Source organism: Streptomyces coffeae (assembly GCF_016741875.1).
GTDB classification, from domain to species: Bacteria; Actinomycetota; Actinomycetes; order Streptomycetales; family Streptomycetaceae; genus Streptomyces; species Streptomyces coffeae.
On the sequence record NZ_JAERRF010000005.1, the window covers coordinates 217,627 to 239,178 of the forward strand.

Sequence of the window (21,552 nt, forward strand, 5' to 3'; positions counted from 1 at the left end):
GTGCGGGAGCGTTACGCCTTGCGGAGGCGGAACGTCAGCCCGAGCGGCTCGTCGGTGAAGGGCTCGCCGTAGCCGGAGTCGCCCTCGCCCGAGGCGAAGTCCGTGGCGAGGACCTCGTCAGCGATCAGACCCGCGTGGTCGGTGAGCGCCCGGCGGAGCTCCTCGTCCGCCGACTCCCAGCGCAGCGCGATCCGGTCGGCCACATCGAGACCGCTGTTCTTGCGGGCCTCCTGGATCATCCGGATGGCGTCGCGAGCCAGCCCGGCGCGGCGCAGCTCGGGAGTGATCTCCAGATCGAGGGCGACCGTGGCGCCCGCGTCGGAGGCCACCGACCAGCCCTCGCGCGGGGTTTCGGTGATGATCACCTCGTCCGGGGAGAGGGCGACCGTCTCACCGTCCACCACCACCGAGGCCGTGCCCTCGCGCAGGGCCACCGACAGCGCCGCCGCGTCCGCGTCGGCAATGGCCTTGGCGACCGGCTGGGTGCCCTTGCCGAAGCGCTTGCCCAGCGCACGGAAGTTCGCCTTCGCCGTGGTGTCCACCAGTGAGCCGCCGACCTCGCTCAGCGAGGCGAGGGAGGAGACGTTCAGCTCCTCCTCGATCTGGGCCCGCAGTTCGGTGGAGAGCTGCTCGAAGCCGGACGCCGCGACCAGTGCGCGGGACAGCGGCTGGCGGGTCTTCACCCCGGACTCGGCCCGGGTCGCCCGGCCCAGCTCGACCAGTCGCCGGACCAGCGTCATCTGGCCCGACAGCGTGGGGTCGATCATGGCCTGGTCGGCCTCCGGCCAGCTCGCCAGGTGGACGGACTCCGGGGCCTCCGGGGCCACCGGCACCACCAGGTCCTGCCAGACCCGTTCGGTGATGAAGGGCACCAGCGGGGCCATCAGCCGGGTGACCGTCTCGATGACCTCGTGGAGGGTGCGCAGCGCGGCGGCGTCGCCCTGCCAGAAGCGGCGGCGCGAGCGGCGCACGTACCAGTTGGACAGGTCGTCCACGAACGACGACAGCAGCTTTCCGGCGCGCTGGGTGTCGTACGCCTCCATGGCCTGGGTGACCCGCTCGGTCAGGGTGCCCAGCTCGCCCAGCAGCCAGCGGTCGAGCAGCGGGCGGTCGGCCGGGGCCGGGTCGTCCGCGCCGGGCGCCCAGTTGGAGGTGCGGGCGTACAGGGCCTGGAAGGCGACCGTGTTCCAGTAGGTCAGCAGCGTCTTGCGGACGACCTCCTGGATGGTGCCGTGGCCCACCCGGCGGGCGGCCCAGGGCGAGCCGCCCGCGGCCATGAACCAGCGGACCGCGTCGGCGCCGTGCTGGTCCATGAGCGGGATCGGCTGGAGGATGTTGCCCAGGTGCTTGGACATCTTCCGACCGTCCTCGGCCAGGATGTGACCGAGGCAGACCACGTTTTCGTACGAGGACTTATCGAAGACCAGGGTGCCGACCGCCATCAGCGTGTAGAACCAGCCGCGGGTCTGGTCGATGGCCTCGGAGATGAACTGCGCCGGGTAGCGCTTCTCGAACAGCTCCTTGTTGCGGTACGGGTAGCCCCACTGCGCGAAGGGCATCGACCCCGAGTCGTACCAGGCGTCGATCACCTCGGGGACGCGCTCGGCGGTGAGCGAGCAGCCCTCCGCGGTGCAGGTGAAGGTGATCTCGTCGATGAACGGACGGTGCGGGTCCAGTCCGGACTGGTCGCTGCCGGTCAGCTCGGAGAGCTCGGCGAGCGAGCCCACACAGGTGAGGTGGTCCTCGGCGCAGCGCCAGATGGGCAGCGGGGTGCCCCAGTAGCGGTTGCGGGACAGCGCCCAGTCGATGTTGTTATTCAGCCAGTCACCGAAACGACCGTGTTTGACCGATTCGGGATACCAGTTGGTCCGCTCGTTCTCCCGCAGCAGCGCGTCCTTGACCGCGGTGGTGCGGATGTACCAGGACGGCTGGGGATAGTAGATCAGCGGGGTGTGGCAGCGCCAGCAGTGCGGGTAGCTGTGCTCGTACGCCAGGTGCTTGAACAGCAGCCCGCGCGCCTCCAGATCGGCCACCAGCCTCTCGTCGGCCTTCTTGAAGAACTGGCCGCCGACCAGGTCCAGCTCCTCCTCGAAGGTGCCGTCCGCGCGGACCGGGTTCACCACGGGCAGCCCGTAGGCGCGGCAGGTCTTGAAGTCGTCCTCACCATAGGGGGCCTGGTGGACCAGGCCGGTGCCGTCCTCCGTGGTGACGTAGTCGGCGTTGACGACGAAGTGCGCTCCGGGGATCTCCACCAGCTCGAAGGGGCGCTGGTACGTCCAGCGCTCCATCTCCGCGCCGGTGAAGGTCTGGCCCGTGGTCCGCCACCCCTCGCCGAGCGCCTTTTCGACCAGCGCCTCGGCGACGACCAGCTTCTCCGTGCCGTCCGTGGCGACCACATAGGTCACCTCGGGGTGGGCGGCCACCGCGAAGTTGGCCACCAGGGAGAAGGGCGTGGTCGTCCAGGCGAGCAGTGCCGCCTCGCCCGCCAGGGGGCCGGAGGTCAGCGGGAAGCGGACGTAGACCGAGGGGTCCACGATGTTCTCGTAGCCCTGCGCCAGCTCATGGTCGGACAGACCGGTGCCGCAGCGCGGGCACCAGGGGGCGACGCGGTGGTCCTGGACCAGCAGCCCCTTGGAGAAGATCTCCTTGAGCGACCACCACACCGACTCGACGTACTCGGGGTCCATCGTGCGGTACGCGTCGTCCAGGTCCACCCAGTAGCCCATGCGCTGGGTCAGCTCGGCGAAGGCGTCGGTGTGCCGGGTCACCGACTCCCGGCACTTGGCGTTGAACTCGGCGATGCCGAACGCCTCGATGTCCTTCTTGCCGTTGAACCCCATCTCCTTCTCGACCGCGAGCTCCACCGGCAGACCGTGGCAGTCCCAGCCCGCCTTGCGGCCGACGTGGTAGCCGCGCATGGTGCGGAAGCGCGGGAAGACGTCCTTGAAGACGCGGGCCTCGATGTGGTGGGCGCCCGGCATGCCGTTGGCAGTGGGCGGGCCCTCGTAGAAGACCCACTCCGGCCGGCCCTCGGACTGCTCGAGGGTGCGGGCGAAGATCTTGTTCTCCCGCCAGAAGTCGAGCACGGCGTGCTCGAGGGCGGGCAGGTCGACCTGGGCGGGCACCTGGCGGTACAGCGTCATCGGGAATCCTCCGGCGGACACACGCTCGTCGTTCCGTCCGGAGGGACGAGAGCCGTGCGCTCCCGCGGTACCACCCTCCTTGGCCGAAAGCACTGCGCTCCCGGCCCCCTCATTGGGGTCGCGATGCCGGTTCTACTGGCCCTGGGCGGGGGTTCTTCCGGCGGCTCCGGGGTGATCCTTCACATCGCGCTCGCCCCCGGGCTCTCACCGTCCCCGGGTCGCTCATGGCCGCGTACGACGCTACTCGTCCCCATCCATGCCTTTCGCTGCGCCCAGTGTACGGGGCCGGACGGACCGCGGCCGACCGATTTCCGCACCGTCCGCTCGTGGCCTCCCTTCCCTCCCCGTTGCCGCCCCACTGCGCCGAGTGAGGTACCGGGCCGCCCGGGGATGACCCGAATGCCGATACGCCGGGTGCTGGAGTCCCGCGGTAGGGCGGGGTCACCCTCCGGTACCGGTCCGCGGCCGGATTCACCGGGTGCGGAGTGGGGCACAACGGTGGAGACCGGTTTGTCGTACGGGCAAGCCGGGCGAATCGGGCGGCGTGCCCCGTTGCCGCATCCCCGGAGTCGATTTATCGTTCCGGAACGATTCGCGAGCAAGATCACAATATGTGAAGGGGCCGCGGCCATGGTGGCTAGGAAGACCGCCGTGCAGAAGAGCACGGCGAAGGCGACGCAGGCCGCGCCCGCCGAGAAGAGCACATCGGGCAAGAAGGCCGCGAAGAAGACCGCCGCGGCGGCGAAGTCCACGGCCAAGGCGACCGCGAAAGCTGCCAAGAAGAGCGCACCGACGAAGAAGACCACAGCCAAGAAGGCCGCACCGGCCAAGAAGGCGGTGCCCGCGAAGAAGACGGGAGCCAGGAAAGTGGTTGCGAAGAAGACCCCGGGTGGTGCGCCGACGGCGAAGAAGGCCACGACGACCGCGCCCCCCGTGCCCAAGGCCCGTGCCGCCGGCGCCCCGGTCGACCCCAGTGAGCTCGCGGTACGCCCCGGTGAGGACCCCTGGTCGGCGGAGGAGGTGGCCGAGGCGCGCGCCGAGCTGCTGACCGAGGCGGGCCGGCTGCGCACCGAGATCCTTGCCTCGGAGGAGGCGATCACCGGGCTGATGCGTGATTCCGGAGACGGTGCGGGCGACGATCAGGCCGACACCGGCACCAAGAACATCACCCGTGAGCACGAGATGGCCCTCGCCGGGAACGCCCGCGAGATGCTGCTCCAGACCGAGCGCGCCCTCGAGCGGCTGGACGCCGGGACCTACGGGCTCTGCGAGAACTGCGGCAACCCCATCGGAAAGGCCCGGATGCAGGCGTTCCCGCGGGCCACGCTGTGCGTCGAGTGCAAGCAGCGCCAGGAGCGCCGCTGACCACCCGGACGCGTGTGCCGTACCCTCGTCCTGAGCCAGGGGGAGACTGGCCCGGACGAGGTTGAGGGACTCACGTGACAGAGGCGGAGCAGGCCATCGGTACACCAGATGCCGGGAAGGCCGAGGAGGGCGCCGGGACCAGCGCCGATACGACGGCTACCGGAGCCAGGGGGAAGCGGCGGATCGGGGTGCTGCTCGCCGTGGCCGCCTTCGCGTACCTGCTCGATCTGGTCAGCAAGCTGGTCGTGGTCGCCAAGCTGGAGCACCACGCTCCGGTGGATCTGGTCGGCACCCTGCTCCGGCTCGAGGTGATCCGGAACCGCGGCGCCGCCTTCGGCTTCGGCGAGGCGATGACCATCGTCTTCACGGTGATCGCGGCCGGGGTGATCCTGGTGATCGCCCGGCTGGCCCGCAAGCTCTACAGCCTGCCGTGGGCGATCGCGCTCGGGATGCTGCTCGGCGGGGCCTTCGGCAATCTCACCGACCGGGTCTTCCGGGCGCCCGGACACCTCCAGGGCGCGGTGGTGGACTTCATCGCCCCGGCCCACTTCGCGGTCTTCAACCTCGCCGACTCGGCCATCGTGTGCGGCGGCTTCCTGATCGTGATCCTGTCCTTCCGCGGCCTGGACCCGGACGGCACGGTCCACAAGGACTGAGCCCCGGCCCACAAGGAATGAGCCACGGCCCACAAGGAATGAGCGGGGCCGGTCGGTCATGGCCGGTGTACGACGGCCGTACGAACCGGTCCGTCCGGTCCGGCATACTCGACGGGTGAGTACGATTCCCGAGATCCGCACCCTGCCCGTACCCGATGGCCTGGAGGGCGAGCGCGTCGATGCCGCGATCGCCCGGATGTTCGGCTTTTCGCGGACCAAGGCGGCCGAACTGGCCGCAGCCGGGAAGGTGCAGGTCGACGGCAGTGTCGCGGGCAAGTCCGACCGGGTCTCCGGCGGTGCCTGGCTCGAGGTCGAGATGCCGCAGGCCGCGCCGCCGGTGCGGATCGTCGCCGAGCCCGTCGAGGGCATGGAGATCGTCCACGACGACGACGACATCGTGGTGATCGTCAAGCCGGTCGGGGTCGCCGCTCACCCCAGCCCCGGCTGGTCCGGTCCCACCGTGATCGGGGGGCTGGCCGCCGCCGGGTTCCGGATCTCCACCTCCGGCGCCGCCGAGCGGCAGGGCATCGTCCACCGGCTGGACGTGGGCACCTCCGGGCTGATGGTCGTCGCCAAGTCCGAGCGCGCCTACACCCTGCTCAAGCAGCAGTTCCGGGAGCGCACCGTCGACAAGCGCTACCACGCGCTGGTGCAGGGCCACCCGGACCCGCTGAGCGGCACCATCGACGCACCGATCGGGCGCCATCCGCAGCATGACTACAAGTGGGCGGTGACCAGCGAAGGCAAGCCGAGCGTCACCCACTACGACCTGATCGAGGCGTTCCGCGCCGCCAGCCTCCTGGACATCAAGCTGGAGACCGGCCGCACGCATCAGATCCGGGTGCACATGGCCGCGCACCGCCACCCCTGCGTCGGCGACCTCACCTACGGCGCGGACCCGACGCTCGCCAAGCGGCTGAAGCTGACCCGGCAGTGGCTGCACGCGGTGCGGCTGGGCTTCGAGCACCCGGCCGACGGCGGCTGGACCGAGTTCGAGAGCGCCTACCCCGACGACCTCCAGCGCGCCCTGGACATCGTGCGCGCGGAGAGCGCGTGACCGTCCCGGCGATCCGCGTCATCACCGACGGCGACCTCGCGGGCTGCTTCGCGGTCCGCCGCGAGGTTTTCGTGGGCGAGCAGCGGATCCCCGAAGAGGAGGAGATGGACGCGTACGACAGCGACGCCGTCCACCTCCTGGCCACCGGCCCCGAGGGGCGCCCCGTCGGCACCGTCCGCTTTCTGCACGGTGCCACCGCCGCCACGAAGTACGCCCACGCCGGGGTGGACGGCGCCACCACCGCCGCCCTCGGCCGCCTGGCCGTGACGGCGGCGGCCCGTGGTACCGGGCTCGGGGCCGCGTTGGTGCGGGCCGTCGAGGCCGAGGCGCTCCGCCGCGGGCTCACCGCGGTCTATCTGGAGGCTCAGACCCATGCGCTCGGCTTCTACGAGCGGCTGGGCTACGAGGCGTTCGGCCCGGAGTTCGACGAGGGCAGCGGCATTCCGCACCGCGCGATGCGGCGGGTCCTGTAGGGGAGCCTCAGCTCCGGCCGCGCCCTGTGCCGTCCTTGCTCAGCGTGTCGTCGAAGCGGGCGAAGTGGTCCTCGCGCTCGGGGCGGCGCCGGGGCTGCGGGGCGGTGGCCGGCGCGGGGGCGGTGGCGATCCGCGGCAGGGCGTAGGGATGGAAGTCCCGCAGGAACGCGATCATCTGCTCGCGCACCTCGCAGCGGATCGTCCAGGCGTCGTCCGGATCCCGGGCGGTGACCAGCGCCCGCACCACGATGGTGCTCGGGGTGGTGTCGGTCACCAGGAGGTTCCAGTCCCGGCCGTCCCAGGCGGTGGAGCTCTGCACGATCTCCCGCAGCCGGTCGCGCATCTCCTCGATGGGCGCCCCGTGGTCCAGGTGGAACAGGACCGTGGCCGTCTTCTGGGTGCCGCCGCGCGACCAGTTCTCGAACGGCTTGGAGGTGAAGTACGACACCGGCATCGTGATCCGGCGCTCGTCCCAGGTGCGTACGGACAGGAAGGTCAGGGTGATCTCCTCGACCGTGCCCCATTCGCCGTCGACCACCACGGTGTCGCCGATGCGCACCATGTCGCCGAAGGCGATCTGGAGCCCGGCGAACAGATTGCCCAGCGTCGACTGGGCGGCGATACCGGCGACGATGCCGACGAGCCCGGCGGAGGCCAGCATCGAGGTGCCGACCGCGCGCATGGCCGGGAAGGTCAGCAGCATCGCGGAGATCGCCACCACCCCGACGACCGCGGTCACCACCCGCTGGATCAGCGTCACCTGGGTGCGCACCCGGCGCACCCGTGCCGGGTCGTGGGCGCTGGCGGCGTAGCGCGCGTAGCTGGACTCCACCACGACCGACGCGACCCGCACCACCAGCCATGCGGTGGCCGCGATCAGCACCAGGGCCAGGAGCTGACCGATGGCCGAGCTGTGTGCCTCGACGACCTTCGCCCGTGTCTTGTCGTACGAACCGCTGAGCAGCGCCGTGCACACGGTCACCTGCAAGGGGAGCCGACAGCGCCGCAGCAGACCCCACAGCGGGGTCTCCGGGTGCCGGGCATCGGCCCTCCGCAGCAACCAGTCGACGGCCCAGCCGATGCACAGCGTGATGGCCAGTGAGCCGCCGATGACGACGAGCGGACGCAGTACGTCCTCCATGGACACCTACCTCATCCTTCCTTCGGGAGTCCCGGGTGTCCCGTCTTCCCGGATCCGCCCCCTCCGGAACGTAACTGGCACGATGGGACGAGCGAAACCCCGGATGAGGAGAAGTGAAGCGGTGGCGGAAGCGTCGACGGTCGTTCTGTTCCACTCCGTGTACGGGCTGCGCCCCGCGGTGCACGCGGCGGCCGGCCGGCTGCGGGCGGCCGGGCACGAGGTGATCGTGCCCGACCTGTACGAGGGGCGGACGGCGGACAGCGTCGAGGAGGGCATTGCCGTCAAGGACGAGATCGGCCGGGAGGAGCTGCTGAAGCGGGCCATCACCGCGGCGGCGCCCCACTCCGAGCGCGGGCTGGTCTACGCGGGCTTCTCGCTCGGCGCGTCGATCGCGCAGAACCTGGCCCTGGGCGACGAGAAGGCCCGCGGGCTGCTTCTGCTGCACGGCACCTCGGACATCGCCGACGACGCGGCCACCGACGAACTGCCGGTGCAGCTGCATATCGCCGACCCCGACCCGTTCGAGCCGCACGACTGGCTCAGCGCGTGGTATCTGCGGATGCGGCGGGCGGGCGCCGAGGTGGAGGTCTTCCGCTACGCCGGGGCCGGGCATCTGTACACCGACCCCGAGCTGCCGGACTACGACAAGGAAGCGGCCGAGGCCACCTGGCGGGTGGCCCTCGGCTTCCTCGACGAACTCTGAGCGACGAACTCTGAGCCCGCGCAGGCGGGTTCGTACGGTTCAGGCCACCGGGTTGTCGACGCGCTCGATCTTCTGAGTGCCCGAGAGCGTGCGGTACGACCGGGCCCAGGACGAGGCGGCGTGCGGATCGGTCCGGTCGGAGACCGTGTAGTAGTCCATCTGGGCCCGCTCGGCGGTGATGTCGAGCACACCGTAGCCGTGCGAATCCATGTCCAGCCACTTCACATGGCGGTTGGCGGCCTTGATGGCCGCGGCCGCCACCAGGGACAGCGTGTGCGGTGCCACATGGAGGATGTCGTCGATGTTGTCGGAGGTCACCGAGGTGACCACGAACTCGGTGGCGGCGGACCGGGACAGCGGATAGGTGGCGGCCTTCACCGGTACGTCGTTGGCCCACGCCATATGGATGTCACCGGTCAGGAAGACGGTGTTGTTGATGGAGTTGTCGGTCAGATGGGCCAGCAGCTCGCGCCGGTCGTCCGTATAGCCGTCCCACTGGTCGGTGTTGGTGGCCAGCCCGCCCTTGGGCAGCCCGAGCAGCTCGGCGAGCGGGCCCAGCAGATCGGCCGGGATGGAGCCGAAGGCCACCGGCGAGATCATCACCGAGTTGCCCACCAGCCGCCAGGTGGTGTTCGAGCCGGACAGACCGGACTTGAGCCAGTCCAGCTGAGCGCGCCCGGTGAGCGTACGGTCCGGGTCGTCCACCTCGCCGCTGCCGGTGGACACCTGCTGATCGCGGAACGAGCGCAGGTCCAGCAGGTGGAGGTCGGCCAGGTTGCCGTAGCGCAGCCGCCGGTAGGTGGTGCCCTGGGTGGAGGTGCGCACCGGCATCCACTCGAAGTACGCCTGCTTGGCGACGGACATCCGGGCCGCCCAGGTGCCCTCGCTGTCCGGGGTGTGGTTCTCCGCCCCGCCCGACCAGGCGTTGTCGGCGAACTCGTGGTCGTCCCAGATGGCGATCACCGGCAGCGCGGCGTGCAGCGCCTGCGCGTCGGCGTCGGTCTTGTACGTGGCGTGCCGGACGCGGTAGTCGGCGAGGGTGATGATCTCGTGGGTCGGCTGGTGCGGCCGGACGACGTACTTTGCCTCCGGGTACTCGCCGCTCTTGTACTCGTAGATGTAGTCGCCGAGGTGGAGGATGGCGTCCAGGTCGGTACGGCCCGCCAGATGACGGTACGGCGAGAAGTAGCCCGACTCCCAGTTGGCGCAGGAGACCACGCCGAAACGCACCTTGTCGGCGGAGGCGTTCTCGGCGGGGGTGGTGCGGGTGCGGCCCACCGGTGAGGTGGCGCCGCCGTCGGCGCTGAAGCGGTAGAAGTAGTCGGTGGCGGGCTTGAGTCCGCGGACATCGGCCTTGACGGTGTGGTCGGCGGCGGCGGAGGCGCGGACCGTGCCGTGGGCGACGACCGAGCGGAAGTCCTTGTCCGAGGCCACCTCCCAGCGGACGTCGATGGCGGGGCCGCGCCCGGAGCCGGGCACCGCGTCCGGCGTGGGGGTGATCCGGGTCCACAGCAGGACTCCGTCGGGCAACGGGTCACCGGAGGCGACGCCGTGCACGAAGGCAGGGCCGTCCGCGGCGTGGGCGGGGAGGCCGGCGAGGGGCAGCAGGGCGGCGGTCGCGGCTACGGCCGTGACGGCGCTGCGGCGCGATATGTGGTGGTGGTCATGGGGGGTCACGGCGGAGGAGATTACTGGTAAGTAATCCCAGAGGACAGGCCTCGGCGGGAAGTTCGCCTACATGTCTCCCCGGAGACCGCTCGCAGACACCGAGGGGCCGGTGCGCGGGCCGTTCCCGGCGCGCACCGGCCCCGTCAAGGATCGTGGGGTTGCGGCTACTTCTTCAGGTGCTGCTGGACGAGCGGGGTGAACTGCTCCGGGGTCATCGGCGGGTTCTCGTTGACCTCCAGGTTCTTGCCGTTCATCTGGAAGGCCGGGGTACCGGTGATGCCGTCCTTCTTGGCCTTGTTGAAGGTCTTGGACATCTCGACCGCCCAGTGGTCGTAGGTGCCCTTCTTCACGGCCCGCTCGAACTCCTTGTTGCCCTTGAGGACCTTGACCTGCTGCGCGACGGCGAGCAGCTTCTTGTCGTCCTTGAAGGCGTCGTCGGTCTCCTTGGGGTGGTTCTTCGCCGAGTAGAGCGCGGACTTGTACTCGAGGAAGGCGTCCGGGCTGACGTTCAGCGCCGCGCCCAGCGCGCTCAGGGAGTTCTTGGAGCCGGTGCCGACGATCTGCTGGGCGTCGTCCAGGAAGGCGGCCATCGTGTACTGCACCTTGTAGGTGCCCTTCTTCATGTCCGCCTCGACGGTCTTGCCGGTGAACTGCTCGAACTGGGAGCAGACCGGGCAGCGCATGTCCTCGTAGACATGCAGGGTGTTCTTGGCGCTCTTCTTGCCGATGATCAGCGTGGTGCCGTTGGGGCCGGAAGTGTTCGCGGGCGTGACCAGCTTGGTCTTCTCGGCGGCCGCCGTCCACTTCTGGCTGACGGTGGTGTCGCCGTCCATGTTGGAGACGGCGTAACCTATGCCGCCGGCTATCGCCAGCACCGTGACGACCGCGCCGCCCACGATCAGCTGGCGGCGCATCCGGTCCTTCTTCGCCTGGCGCTCGCGCTCGGCGCGCAGCCGCTCGCGCGCGGCCTGCTTGTTCTGGTGGCTATTGCGGTTGCTCATATGTGATCGATCTCCGTCGTGAATGCGTCAGTACTGCGTACGGGTGGGTGGATCGCTGTGCTCAGAGCTGCGCTCGGAGCGTGCTCAGGCCAGAGCCGAGCAGGGCGGTCCACGACGCACGACGGAGTGCCCGAGGAGGGGGAGCGCGGGTGCCGGACGGGCCGGGCGCACCACGCGCGGACCCGGGCGGAGCGGCTCCAGCGCCGCGCCGACCGCCGCGGCGGCCAGCAGCAGGGGCCGGAAGGCGAACCAGGCCAGCGAGCCCAGCAGCCGCCCGACGGCGGCCTCGCCGCGGCGCAGCCAGGCCGAGGCGATCAGCCCCACCGCGATATGCGCGGCCAGCAGCAGCCAGGGCGTGGCGGAGCTGACCGCGACCGCCAGCGGGGTCCCACCGCCCGAATGGGTCACCTGGGCCAGCGGGGTGCCGACATCGCCGCCCTTGCAGAGCACCGTGACGCCCATGGAGCGCAGGGAGCCCGCCACCGGTCCGCCGGACTGCCCGTAGCAGGCGTGCTGGCCGGTGGTGAAGACGGTGTCGGCGGCCAGCTCCAGCGGGACCAGCAGGGCGGCGATGCTCCAGAAGCCGCGCTCCCGGCCCGCGAGGGCGTAGGCGAGGGCGAAGACGGCGACCGACAGCACGGCGACGGTGGCCAGCGGCAGCGGGGTGCGCGACAGCAGCACATGGGACGCCGACGACAGCGTGACGCACAGCGCTGTGAAGAGCGCCGCGCGCACGGTCCTCAGCTGCGGTCCGGTGCTGTCCATGACCTCAAAGTCTGCCATGGCCGGTTGTAGGGGCGACATCAAGAGCCGGCCCGGCCCCTGCCGGTCAGTCCCCCAGCTGGTCGTTCACCGCCTCGGTGAATTCCGTCGGAGTGAAGGGCACCGACCCACCGCTCCCGGTGAGCCCGGAACCGTCCAGCTTCACGGTGGGGACCCCGCTCACGCCGGACCGGTCGAAGTCCGAGGACATCTCCTGGGCCCAGCGGTCGTAGGTGCCCTTGCGGACGGCCTTGCGGAAGGCGGCGCTGTCCTTGAGGGCGGGCACCTCGTCGGCGACGTCCAGCAGGAAGGCGTCACCGGCGAAGGAGTCCTCGGACTCCGTGGGGTGATGCTTGGTGGAAAACAGAGCGGCCTTGTAGTCGAGGAAGGCGTCGGTGCTCACGTTCAGTGCCGCACCGAGTGCGCTGAGTGCGTTCCGGGAGCCGCTGCCCTTCAGGGTCTTGTCGAGGAACGTGCCGAAGTGGAACGACGCCTGGTAGGTGCCGTCCTTGATGTCCTTGCGGACGGTGGCCCCGACCCCCTGCTCGAACTGGGAGCAGACCGGGCAGCGCATGTCCTCGTAGACATCCAGGGTGTGCCCGGAGCCCTTCTTGCCGATGAGCACGGTGGTGCCGTTGGCGCCGGAGGTGTGCGCGGGCTTGACCAAGGGGCCCGAGCCGCCGGATCCGCCGGATCCGGAGTCGCCCGAGCCGCCTCCGCCACCGCTTCCGGGGGCGTCATCGCCGGAGCCGCCGCTGCCGCCCGTGCCGCCCGCCGGTGCGGAGGCCCCCGGGCCCGGCTGGGAGGGCTGCGCCTGGTCCGAGGTGCCCGCGGAGCCGTCCTTCGGGTCATCGTCGGTGATCACCAGCACGGCGGCGAGCACCGCGGCGGCCGCCGACACCCCGATGATCGCGGTCAGCCCGGCCCGGCGCTGCCGGTCCGATGGCGGGGTACCCCAGCCTCCGCCGCCGCCCGGAGGCGGCGGGGGAGGGCCGGGCGGGTAGCCCGGAGGCTGGGCAGGTGGTGGTCCCGGAGGCGGCGGGGGCGACCCCGGCTGCGGGTACGGCTGGTGCTGACCGTTGTGCTGCGGGTTCTGCTCGCCCCCTGGCGGCTGCTGTCCGGGCCACATGGTCAACAACCCTATGGGGCGGGCCGGAGGGCGACGGCCGCGGGTCCCGCCCCGCGGCCGCGCAGCAGTCCGGGGACGCGGCCGTCAGAGCCCGGGGATACGGCCGTTGCGGAAGAGGTCCACGAAGATCTGGTGGTCGGCCCGTGCCCGCGCCCCGTAGGAGTGCGCGAACTCCACCAGCAGCTCCGCGAAGCCGTGCTCGTCGGCTGCGATCACCGCGTCGATGGCGCGCTCGGTGGAGAACGGCACCAGCGAGTGGCCGCTCTGGTCGTCGGCGGCCGCGTGCATGGTGGCCGTGGCCCGCCCCAGATCGGCGACGACCGCGGCGATTTCGGCCGGGTCGTCGATGTCGGACCAGTCCAGGTCCACCGCGTACGGCGAGATCTCGGCGACCAGCTGCCCGGCGCCGTCCAGCTCGGTCCAGCCCAGCCACGGATCGGCGTGGTCCTGGAGGGCGCGCTGGGAGATGACCGTGCGGTGGCCCTCGTGACGGAAGTACGAGCGCACCGCCTCATCGGTGATGTGCCGGGAGACCGCCGGGGTCTGCCCCTGCTTCATGTAGATCACCACATCGTTCTCCAGGGCGTCGCTGTTGCCCTCCAGAAGGATGTTGTACGAGGGGAGTCCGGCGCTGCCGATGCCGATGCCACGACGGCCCACGACGTCCTTCACGCGGTAGGAGTCGGGGCGGGTGAGGCTGGACTCCGGCAGCGTCTCCAGATAGCCGTCGAAGGCGGCCAGGACCTTGTAACGGGTGGCCGCGTCCAGCTCGATGGAGCCGCCGCCCGCCGAGAAGCGGCGCTCGAAGTCGCGGATCCCGGTCATCGACTCCAGCAGCCCGAAGCGGGTCAGCGAGCGGGCGTCGCGCAGCGCGTCCAGCAGCGGGCCCTCGGCGGTCTCCAGCGTGAACGGCGGCACCTCGTCGTCCTTGGCGCCGGTGGCCAGGGCGTGGACGCGCTCGCGGTAGGCGGTGGCGTACGTGCGCACCAGATCGGAGATCATCTCGTCGCTGAGCGCCTTGGTGTAGCCGATCAGCGCGACCGAGGCGGCGAAGCGCTTGAGGTCCCAGGTGAAGGGCCCGACGTACGCCTCGTCGAAGTCGTTCACATTGAAGATCAGCCGTCCGTTGGCGTCCATGTAGGTGCCGAAGTTCTCCGCGTGGAGATCGCCGTGGATCCACACCCGGCTGGTGCGCTCGTCCAGATACGGACCGCCCGAGCGCTCCCGCTCCACGTCCGAGTAGAACAGACACGCCGTGCCGCGGTAGAACGCGAAGGCCGAGGCGGCCATCTTCCGGAACTTGACGCGGAAGGCGGCCGGGTCGGCGGCGAGCAGCTCGCCGAAGGCGGTGTCGAAGACGGCGAGGATGTGCTCGCCGCGCTGTTCCGCCTGGGTCAGCTGGGTCGACATGCGGAACGCCTCCTGGGGGCATGAGAGATCTGGCCGGGCTCATGTGGATCCGGACCGGAACCGACAGGGTAATTTCCGTCCCGCCCGACGTGTGCGCAAGCGCCCGGCGGAGGGGACGGCCTGTCCGGATCAACGCCTGAGGCTACTCGCCAGTGCCCGCCCGCTGTCAGTGCGGAGGGGTAACCTTCGGAGCTGGCTCGCCCTGCCGTCATCGACCGTTCTCCGGAGGTCTGCCACCGTGACCAAGCCGCCCTTCACGCACCTGCACGTCCACACCCAGTACTCGCTGCTGGACGGTGCCGCGCGGCTCAAGGACATGTTCAACGCGTGCAATGAGATGGGCATGACCCACATCGCCATGACCGACCATGGCAACCTCCACGGGGCGTACGACTTCTATCAGCAGGCGACGGGCGCCGGGATCACGCCGATCATCGGGATCGAGGCGTATGTGGCGCCGGAGTCGCGCCGCTACAAGCGGAGGGTGCAGTGGGGTCAGCCGCACCAGAAGCGCGATGACGTCTCCGGTTCCGGTGGTTACACCCACAAGACGATCTGGGCGGCCGACAAGACCGGTCTGCACAATCTCTTCCGGCTCTCCTCGGACGCCTATATGGAGGGCTATTTCGTCAAATGGCCCCGGATGGACAAGGAGACCATCGCCCAGTGGTCGGAGGGGCTGATCGCGTCCACCGGCTGCCCCTCGGGCGAGCTCCAGACCCGGCTGCGGCTCGGCCAGTTCGACGAGGCCGTCAAGGCCGCCTCCGAGTACCAGGACATCTTCGGCAAGGACCGCTATTTCCTGGAGCTGATGGACCACGGGATCGAGATCGAGCGCCGGGTCCGGGACGGGCTGCTGGAGGTCGGCAAGAAGCTGGGCATCCCGCCGCTGGTCACCAATGACTCGCACTACACCTACGCGCGCGAGTCCGAGGCCCATGACGCGCTGCTGTGCGTGCAGACCGGCAAGAACCTCTCCGATCCCGACCGCTTCCGCTTCGACGGCACCGGCTACTACCTCAAGTCCACCGACGAGATGTACGCCATCGACTCCTCGGACGCCTGGCAGGAGGGCTGCCGCAACACCCTCCTGGTGGCCGAGCAGGTCAACGCCGACGGCTGGTTCGACAAGCGCGACCTGATGCCGCGATTCGACGTGCCCGAGGGGTTCACCGAGGTCACCTGGTTCCAGGAGGAGGTCAAGAAGGGGATGGCCCGCCGGTTCCCCGGCGGCATCCCCGAGGACCGGCAGAAGCTCGTCGAGTACGAGATGGACGTCATCATCCAGATGGGGTTCCCGGGATACTTCCTCGTGGTCGCCGACTTCATCATGTGGGCGAAGAACAACGGCATCGCGGTCGGCCCCGGCCGTGGCTCCGCGGCCGGCTCGATCGTCTCGTACGCGATGGGCATCACCGACCTCGACCCGGTCGAGCACGGGCTGATCTTCGAGCGGTTCCTCAATCCCGAGCGCGTCTCCATGCCCGATGTCGACATCGACTTCGACGAGCGCAGGCGCGGTGAGGTCATCCGGTACGTCACCGAGAAGTACGGCGCGGACAAGGTCGCCCAGATCGGCACCTACGGCACCATCAAGGCCAAGAACGCGATCAAGGACTCGGCCCGGGTGCTCGGCTATCCGTACGCGATGGGCGACCGCATCACCAAGGCCATGCCCGCCGATGTGCTCGGCAAGGGCATCCCGCTGTCCGGCATCACCGACGAGAAGCACCCCCGCTACAGCGAGGCGGGCGAGGTGCGCGGGATGTACGAGAACGAGCCGGATGTGAAGAAGGTCATCGACACCGCGCGCGGTATCGAGGGCCTGGTGCGGCAGATGGGCGTGCACGCCGCGGGCGTGATCATGTCGAGCGAGACGGTCACCGACCATGTCCCGGTCTTCTCGCCCAAGAACGACGGCCAGGTCGTGACCCAGTGGGACTACCCCACCTGTGAGTCGCTCGGCCTGCTGAAGATGGACTTCCTCGGCCTGCGGAACCTCACCATCATGGACGACGCCGTGAAGATGGTGCGGGCCAACAAGGGCGTCGATCTGAAGATGCTCGATCTGACCCTGGACGACCCCAAGACCTTCGAACTGCTCTGCCGCGGTGACACCCTCGGCGTCTTCCAGTTCGACGGCGGCCCCATGCGCTCCCTGCTGCGCATGATGAAGCCCGACAACTTCGAGGACATTTCCGCCGTCTCGGCCCTCTACCGGCCGGGCCCGATGGGCATGAACTCGCATATCAACTACGCGCTGCGGAAGAACGGCCAGCAGGAGATCACCCCGATCCACCCCGAGCTGGAGGAGCCGCTCAAGGAGGTCCTCGGGATCACCTACGGCCTCATCGTCTACCAGGAGCAGGTGCAGAAGGCCGCCCAGGTGCTCGCGGGCTATTCGCTGGGCCAGGCCGACCTGCTGCGCCGCGCGATGGGCAAGAAGAAGCCCGAGGTGCTGGAGAAGGAGTTCGTCAACTTCCAGAAGGGTGCCCGCGAGAAGAGCTATTCGGACGAGGCCATCCAGGCGGTGTGGGACGTGCTGGTCCCGTTCGCCGGATACGCGTTCAACAAGGCGCACTCCTCCGCGTACGGCCTGGTCACCTACTGGACCGCCTATCTCAAGGCCAACTACCCCGCCGAGTACATGGCGGCGCTCCTCACCTCGGTGCGCGACGACAAGGACAAGTCGGCGATCTACCTCAACGAGTGCCGCCGTATGGGCATCAAGGTCCTCACGCCGAACGTCAACGAGTCCGAGGCCAATTTCACCGCGCAGGGTGACGATGTGATCCTCTTCGGTCTCACCGCCGTGCGGAACGTCGGTCAGAACGTGGTGGAAGCGATCATCCGCAGTCGCAAGTCCAAGGGGAAGTACAGCTCCTTCCCCGACTACCTGGACAAGGTCGAGGCGGTCGTCTGCAACAAGCGCACCACCGAATCGCTGATCAAGGCGGGCGCCTTCGACGAGATGGGCCACACCCGCAAGGGCCTCACCGCCCACTACGAAACGATGATCGACAACGTGGTGGCGGTGAAGCGCAAGGAGGCCGAGGGGCAGTTCGACCTCTTCGGCGGCATGGGCGACGACAGCGGGGGCGACGGTCCCGGCTTCGGTCTGGACGTCGAGTTCTCCGACATCGAGTGGGACAAGACCTATCTGCTCGCCCAGGAGCGGGAGATGCTCGGCCTCTATGTCTCCGACCATCCGCTCTTCGGCATCGAGCACGTCCTCAACGAGAAGGCGGACGCCGCCATCGCCCAGCTCACCGGCGGTGAGCACGCCGACGGCGCGATCGTCACCATCGGCGGCATCATCTCCGGCCTCCAGCGCAAGATGACCAAACAGGGCAACGCCTGGGCCATCGCCACCGTCGAGGACCTCGCCGGTTCCATCGAGTGCATGTTCTTCCCCGCCACCTACCAGCTGGTCTCCACCCAGTTGGTCGAGGACGCGGTGGTCTTCGTCAAGGGCCGTCTCGACAAGCGCGAGGACGTACCCCGGCTGGTCGCCATGGAGCTGATGGTCCCCGATCTGTCCGAGGCATCGGCCAACGCGCCGGTGACGATCACCATTCCGACGGTCAAGGTCACCCCGCCGCTGGTCGAGAAGCTGGGTGAGGTGCTCAGCCACCACCGCGGCTCCACCGAGGTGCGGATCAAGCTCCAAGGGGCCCGTAAGACCACGGTGCTGAGGCTCGACCGGCACCGGGTCACCGCGGACCCGGCGCTGTTCGGCGATCTCAAGGTGCTGCTGGGAGCGTCCTGCCTGGCCGGGTGACGCCCGGCCCGTAGCCGCGCGAGGGGCGCGCCCGGTCCGGGCGCGCCCCTCAACCGTTCGCAAATGGCGGTCAGTTGTGGCCGAAACTCTTCTGTCGGTCCTTGCGGCCCGCCGCGGGGGCGCCCTCCGGCCGCGTCGCTTGCGACGGCGCCTCCGGCGAGGAGGCCGCCGTCTGCTCGGCGGGGCGGTCGGCCATGCCGCGGTTCTGCCGCGTCTGGGCCTGAGCCTGCGCCTGCTTGCGATCGCGGTTCTTGTTCTTGCCCATGGTGGTGTGCCTCCAGTTGGGATCAGCCCCCGGTGAAGGGCCCTCCGGAGAGGAAGCCCTCCGGGAAGAACAGTGACATGCCTTGGTGACCCGTGCATTTCGGGCAATTACCGTGAGTGAGAAGGGGGGTCTTCGCGGGTAGGCCGTATCCGCCACGCCGGTGATCCAGTTCGGACTGATAACCCCCGCGCGGTCGGGCAGACTCGAGAGAAAGCCATCAGAAATTCCGGGGCACGGCTGTGTACGGGGGCGACCGAGGACTGGACTGTCTGAAAGAGGGTGGAACGTGGACCGCTGCGTCGTCCTGGTGGACGCCGGGTACCTGCTGGGCGCCGCCGCGAGCCTGCTGGCCGGGGAACCCGCCCGGTCCCGTATCTCCGTCGACCACGCAACCCTTATCCAGGGCCTGCGGGAGCGCGCCGAGACCGAGACCGAGCGCCCCCTGCTGCGCATCTACTGGTTCGACGGCGCCCCCGACCGCGTACCGCAGCCCGAGCACCGGCGGCTGCGGGTGATGCCCCGGGTGACCGTCCGGCTCGGCGCCCTGACCCGCAGCGACGGCCGCTGGGCGCAGAAGGGCGTGGATGCCGCCATGCACGCCGAACTCACCGAACTCGCCCGCAACCGCGCCTGCTCCGACATCGTGCTGGTCACCGGGGACGGTGATCTGCTGCCCGGGCTGATGTCGGCCAAGGAGCACGGCGTCGCCGTCCATCTGTGGGCGGTCCAGGCCGCGGACGGAGACTACAACCAGTCCGAGGACCTGGTCGCCGAGGCCGATGAGCGGCGGGTGCTGGACCGCGCCTGGATCACCGGGGCGGTCCGCGCCAAGGAGGCTCCCGGCCCCTGCGCCCCCACCGCCGCGCCGCGCCCGGAGATCGCCGCCATCCTGTCCGCCCCGCTGCCCGAGACGGCAGCAGCCGCCGCGGCGGCCGCGGCCGCCGGATCCGGCGCCGCCGACGCCCCCAACGGCCGCAATGGCTCCGCCCGGCCCGGTGCGGGCGCCGTCCGGCCCGGCGCGGCGGACGGCAATGGTGCCGCGGACCCCGCCGGGCGGGCCGCCGACGGGGCGGGCGCCGCCGCCGTCAGCAAGGGCGGTGTGCCCACCCCCAAGGACCTCGCGGGTCTGGGCCGGGCACAGGGCGGGCCCGCCGCCCCGCACCCCGTCCCCAGCGCCACCCTGCGCTGGTCCTCCGACAAGGGCTGGGTCGACCGCGGCCCCGGCGCCGGGGTGGGCGAGCCGCCGGAGACCGCCAACCTCCCCATGCTGGCCCAGCTCACCAGCGCCGAGCAGCGCTGGGCCGACCGCGAGGAGGACATCACCACCGTCAGCGGTGACCCCTTCGAGGTGGGCCAGGTCTTCGCCCGCCGCTGGATCGAGCGGCTCTCCGACCCCGGCCACCTCCCGCAGCTCTCCACCGAGTACCCGCGCATCCCGCACCGCATCGACGGTGAACTGCTGCGCTATGCGGCGCGCTTCGGTCTGCTCGCCCACAAGGACGACCAGATCGACGAGCACGACCGCTATGCGATCCGGGCCGGGTTCTGGCGCGAGATCGACGTCCGGACGGCGGCGGAACACACTCCGGCGCCCGATTAGCCCGGCGCGGGAAACCCCCCGCGCCCCGGTCGTCCGTCCCCTCCCCGCGCTCCTTCCGCGCGCCTGCCGCCGTCGGCACCGGCCGCACCGCGGTCACCCCCGCCACCGTGACGTCGAGCACGGTCACCGTCACCGTCCCGGCCCTGTGCGCGGGGCAGCGCTCGGTCAGCGTGACCGCGGGGAACTCCACCAGCAACGCACTGCCGTTCTTCCTCGTGCCCGCGCCGGTCGTCACCGCTCCATGAGCAGCAGCGCGGGACCGGCCGGAGCCTCCGTCACCCTCATCCTCTGCATACCGGCCCCCGGCCGGGGCGGCCGGCGAGGGACCCGAAGGCAGGAGCGGGTGTCCGGGCGCGTACCCTCATAGCTCGTGAGGACGGGCGCGAAACAGGCGACGGGCGGCAATGTGGTGTGCACCGTGCGCGGCCTGGTCAAGACCTATCCCGCCGCGCGGGGACGCCGCGGCGCGCCCGCCACCCCCGCCGTACGGGCCAGCGACGGTATCGACCTCGATGTGGCGCGCGGTGAGGTCTTCGGGCTGCTCGGCCCCAACGGCGCCGGAAAGTCCACCCTGGTCCGCCAGCTCACCGGACTGCTGCGGCCCGACGAGGGCACCGTCCGGGTGCTCGGCCACGATCTCGTCCGCCACCCCGAGCGTGCCGCCCGGCTGCTGAGCTATCTGGGCCAGGACTCGACCGCGCTGGACGAGCTGACCGTCGCCCTCGCCACCGAGACCACGGCGCGGCTACGCGGCCTCGACGCCCGCGCGGCCCGTGCCGAGCGGGACGCGGTGATCGAGGAGCTGGACCTCGGTGAGCTGGCGGGACGGCCGCTGAAGAAGCTCTCCGGCGGTCAGCGGCGGCTGGCCTGTGTCGCCGCCGCGCTGGTCGGCGAGCGGCCGCTGCTGGTGCTGGACGAGCCCACCACCGGAATGGACCCGGTGGCCCGCCGGGCGGTGTGGGCCGCGGTCGACCGGCGGCGGGCCGAGCGCGGGGTGACGGTGCTGCTCGTCACCCACAACGTCATCGAGGCCGAGACCGTGCTCGACCGGGTCGCCGTGCTGGACCGCGGCCGGGTGATCGCCTGCGACACCCCCGCCGGGCTCAAGGCGATGGTCGCCGACGAGGTGCGGGTGGAGCTGGTGTGGCGCACCGAGCCGCCGCTGGACGTCGCCGGGGTCGCCGCGCTGCGGGACACCGCCCACGCCGTCTCCGGGCGCCGCTGGACGCTGCGGCTCGCCCCGGACGAGGCACGCGCCGCCATCGCCACCGTGACCGGCGGTCCCGCCTTCGCCGCACTGGACGATTTCACTCTGGCCACGCCCAGCCTGGAAGATGTGTACCTCGCACTCGGCGGCCGTGCGGAAGGGACGCAGGGGCTGGTGAAGGTGTGAACGCA

At 70.3% G+C, this 21,552-nt stretch carries 17 protein-coding genes; 9 read left to right on the plus strand and 8 right to left on the minus strand.

All coding sequences use genetic code 11. The annotated features are described in order from the left end of the window. Positions 1-11: 11 nt before the first annotated feature. Complete coding sequence (gene ileS, locus JK363_RS10255; RefSeq protein WP_201874111.1) at positions 12-3,143, minus strand: isoleucine--tRNA ligase; 3,132 nt, start codon at positions 3,141-3,143, stop codon at positions 12-14. Positions 3,144-3,773: 630 nt separating this feature from the next. On the opposite strand from ileS, the gene JK363_RS10260 reads away from it, so the two are divergent. The 4 genes from JK363_RS10260 (at position 3,774) to JK363_RS10275 (ending at position 6,694) form a co-directional block, all read left to right on the plus strand. Beyond that, positions 3,774-4,508, plus strand: a complete 735-nt coding sequence (locus JK363_RS10260; RefSeq protein ID WP_201874112.1) for a TraR/DksA family transcriptional regulator — start codon at positions 3,774-3,776, stop codon at positions 4,506-4,508. A gap of 74 nt (positions 4,509-4,582) precedes the next feature. Next, positions 4,583-5,164, plus strand: a complete 582-nt coding sequence (locus JK363_RS10265; RefSeq protein ID WP_201874113.1) for a signal peptidase II — start codon at positions 4,583-4,585, stop codon at positions 5,162-5,164. Positions 5,165-5,279: 115 nt separating this feature from the next. After that, positions 5,280-6,221 (plus strand): RluA family pseudouridine synthase, encoded by a 942-nt coding sequence (locus tag JK363_RS10270; protein WP_201874114.1) that lies wholly within the window; start codon positions 5,280-5,282, stop codon positions 6,219-6,221. After that, positions 6,218-6,694 (plus strand): GNAT family N-acetyltransferase, encoded by a 477-nt coding sequence (locus tag JK363_RS10275; RefSeq protein ID WP_201874115.1) that lies wholly within the window; start codon positions 6,218-6,220, stop codon positions 6,692-6,694. The genes JK363_RS10270 and JK363_RS10275 overlap by 4 nt, the downstream gene beginning before the upstream one ends. A gap of 7 nt (positions 6,695-6,701) precedes the next feature. Here JK363_RS10275 and JK363_RS10280 read toward each other — a convergent pair whose 3' ends face one another. Then, positions 6,702-7,835, minus strand: a complete 1,134-nt coding sequence (locus tag JK363_RS10280) for a mechanosensitive ion channel family protein (protein ID WP_201874434.1) — start codon at positions 7,833-7,835, stop codon at positions 6,702-6,704. Positions 7,836-7,938: 103 nt separating this feature from the next. Here JK363_RS10280 and JK363_RS10285 point away from each other — a divergent pair, with 103 nt between their 5' ends. Then, complete coding sequence (locus JK363_RS10285) at positions 7,939-8,538, plus strand: dienelactone hydrolase family protein (RefSeq protein WP_201874116.1); 600 nt, start codon at positions 7,939-7,941, stop codon at positions 8,536-8,538. Between the two features lie 39 nt (positions 8,539-8,577). Here the strand turns inward: JK363_RS10285 and JK363_RS10290 are convergent, their stop codons facing one another. The 5 genes from JK363_RS10290 to JK363_RS10310 all read right to left on the minus strand — a co-directional run bounded on the left by JK363_RS10290 (position 8,578) and on the right by JK363_RS10310 (position 14,508). Then, positions 8,578-10,215 carry an alkaline phosphatase D family protein gene (locus tag JK363_RS10290; protein ID WP_307821671.1) on the minus strand — a complete coding sequence of 546 codons (1,638 nt, stop codon included), beginning with the start codon at positions 10,213-10,215 and terminating at the stop codon, positions 8,578-8,580. A 155-nt stretch (positions 10,216-10,370) separates the two neighbouring features. Further along, positions 10,371-11,207 (minus strand): thioredoxin domain-containing protein, encoded by an 837-nt coding sequence (locus JK363_RS10295; RefSeq protein WP_201874117.1) that lies wholly within the window; start codon positions 11,205-11,207, stop codon positions 10,371-10,373. Between the two features lie 84 nt (positions 11,208-11,291). Continuing rightward, positions 11,292-11,972: a hypothetical protein gene (locus JK363_RS10300; protein WP_201874118.1), complete on the minus strand. Its 681-nt coding sequence runs from the start codon at positions 11,970-11,972 to the stop codon at positions 11,292-11,294. A gap of 64 nt (positions 11,973-12,036) precedes the next feature. Further along, a complete protein-coding gene (locus JK363_RS10305) occupies positions 12,037-13,098 on the minus strand; it encodes a thioredoxin domain-containing protein (protein ID WP_236075659.1) in 1,062 nt (353 codons plus the stop codon). Positions 13,099-13,182: 84 nt separating this feature from the next. Continuing rightward, positions 13,183-14,508, minus strand: a complete 1,326-nt coding sequence (locus tag JK363_RS10310; RefSeq protein ID WP_201874119.1) for a DUF2252 domain-containing protein — start codon at positions 14,506-14,508, stop codon at positions 13,183-13,185. 238 nt (positions 14,509-14,746) lie between these two features. Here JK363_RS10310 and dnaE point away from each other — a divergent pair, with 238 nt between their 5' ends. Next, positions 14,747-18,289, plus strand: a complete 3,543-nt coding sequence (gene dnaE, locus JK363_RS10315; protein ID WP_201874120.1) for a DNA polymerase III subunit alpha — start codon at positions 14,747-14,749, stop codon at positions 18,287-18,289. A gap of 70 nt (positions 18,290-18,359) precedes the next feature. Here dnaE and JK363_RS10320 read toward each other — a convergent pair whose 3' ends face one another. Continuing rightward, positions 18,360-18,554 carry a hypothetical protein gene (locus JK363_RS10320; protein ID WP_201874121.1) on the minus strand — a complete coding sequence of 65 codons (195 nt, stop codon included), beginning with the start codon at positions 18,552-18,554 and terminating at the stop codon, positions 18,360-18,362. Positions 18,555-18,840: 286 nt separating this feature from the next. On the opposite strand from JK363_RS10320, the gene JK363_RS10325 reads away from it, so the two are divergent. The 3 genes from JK363_RS10325 (at position 18,841) to JK363_RS10335 (ending at position 21,547) form a co-directional block, all read left to right on the plus strand. Next, the gene (locus JK363_RS10325) at positions 18,841-20,154 is read left to right on the plus strand and encodes an NYN domain-containing protein (RefSeq protein ID WP_201874122.1); all 1,314 of its coding nucleotides are present in this window, start codon (positions 18,841-18,843) and stop codon (positions 20,152-20,154) included. Positions 20,155-20,261: 107 nt separating this feature from the next. Continuing rightward, positions 20,262-20,399 carry a hypothetical protein gene (locus tag JK363_RS10330; protein ID WP_201874124.1) on the plus strand — a complete coding sequence of 46 codons (138 nt, stop codon included), beginning with the start codon at positions 20,262-20,264 and terminating at the stop codon, positions 20,397-20,399. 125 nt (positions 20,400-20,524) lie between these two features. Further along, the gene (locus tag JK363_RS10335) at positions 20,525-21,547 is read left to right on the plus strand and encodes an ABC transporter ATP-binding protein (RefSeq protein ID WP_201874126.1); all 1,023 of its coding nucleotides are present in this window, start codon (positions 20,525-20,527) and stop codon (positions 21,545-21,547) included. Positions 21,548-21,552 lie beyond the last annotated feature (5 nt).

Excerpts from the sequence above, each read along its gene's own strand:
- ileS (WP_201874111.1), bottom strand. The coding sequence starts at position 3,143 with ATGACGCTGTACCGCCAGGTGCCCGCCCAGGTCGACCTGCCCGCCCTC.
- JK363_RS10260 (WP_201874112.1), top strand. The coding sequence starts at position 3,774 with ATGGTGGCTAGGAAGACCGCCGTGCAGAAGAGCACGGCGAAGGCGACG.
- JK363_RS10280 (WP_201874434.1), bottom strand. The coding sequence starts at position 7,835 with ATGGAGGACGTACTGCGTCCGCTCGTCGTCATCGGCGGCTCACTGGCC.
- JK363_RS10285 (WP_201874116.1), top strand. The coding sequence starts at position 7,939 with ATGAGGAGAAGTGAAGCGGTGGCGGAAGCGTCGACGGTCGTTCTGTTC.
- JK363_RS10295 (WP_201874117.1), bottom strand. The coding sequence starts at position 11,207 with ATGAGCAACCGCAATAGCCACCAGAACAAGCAGGCCGCGCGCGAGCGG.
- JK363_RS10300 (WP_201874118.1), bottom strand. The coding sequence starts at position 11,972 with ATGGACAGCACCGGACCGCAGCTGAGGACCGTGCGCGCGGCGCTCTTC.
- JK363_RS10305 (WP_236075659.1), bottom strand. The coding sequence starts at position 13,098 with ATGTGGCCCGGACAGCAGCCGCCAGGGGGCGAGCAGAACCCGCAGCAC.
- JK363_RS10310 (WP_201874119.1), bottom strand. The coding sequence starts at position 14,508 with ATGTCGACCCAGCTGACCCAGGCGGAACAGCGCGGCGAGCACATCCTC.
- JK363_RS10320 (WP_201874121.1), bottom strand. The coding sequence starts at position 18,554 with ATGGGCAAGAACAAGAACCGCGATCGCAAGCAGGCGCAGGCTCAGGCC.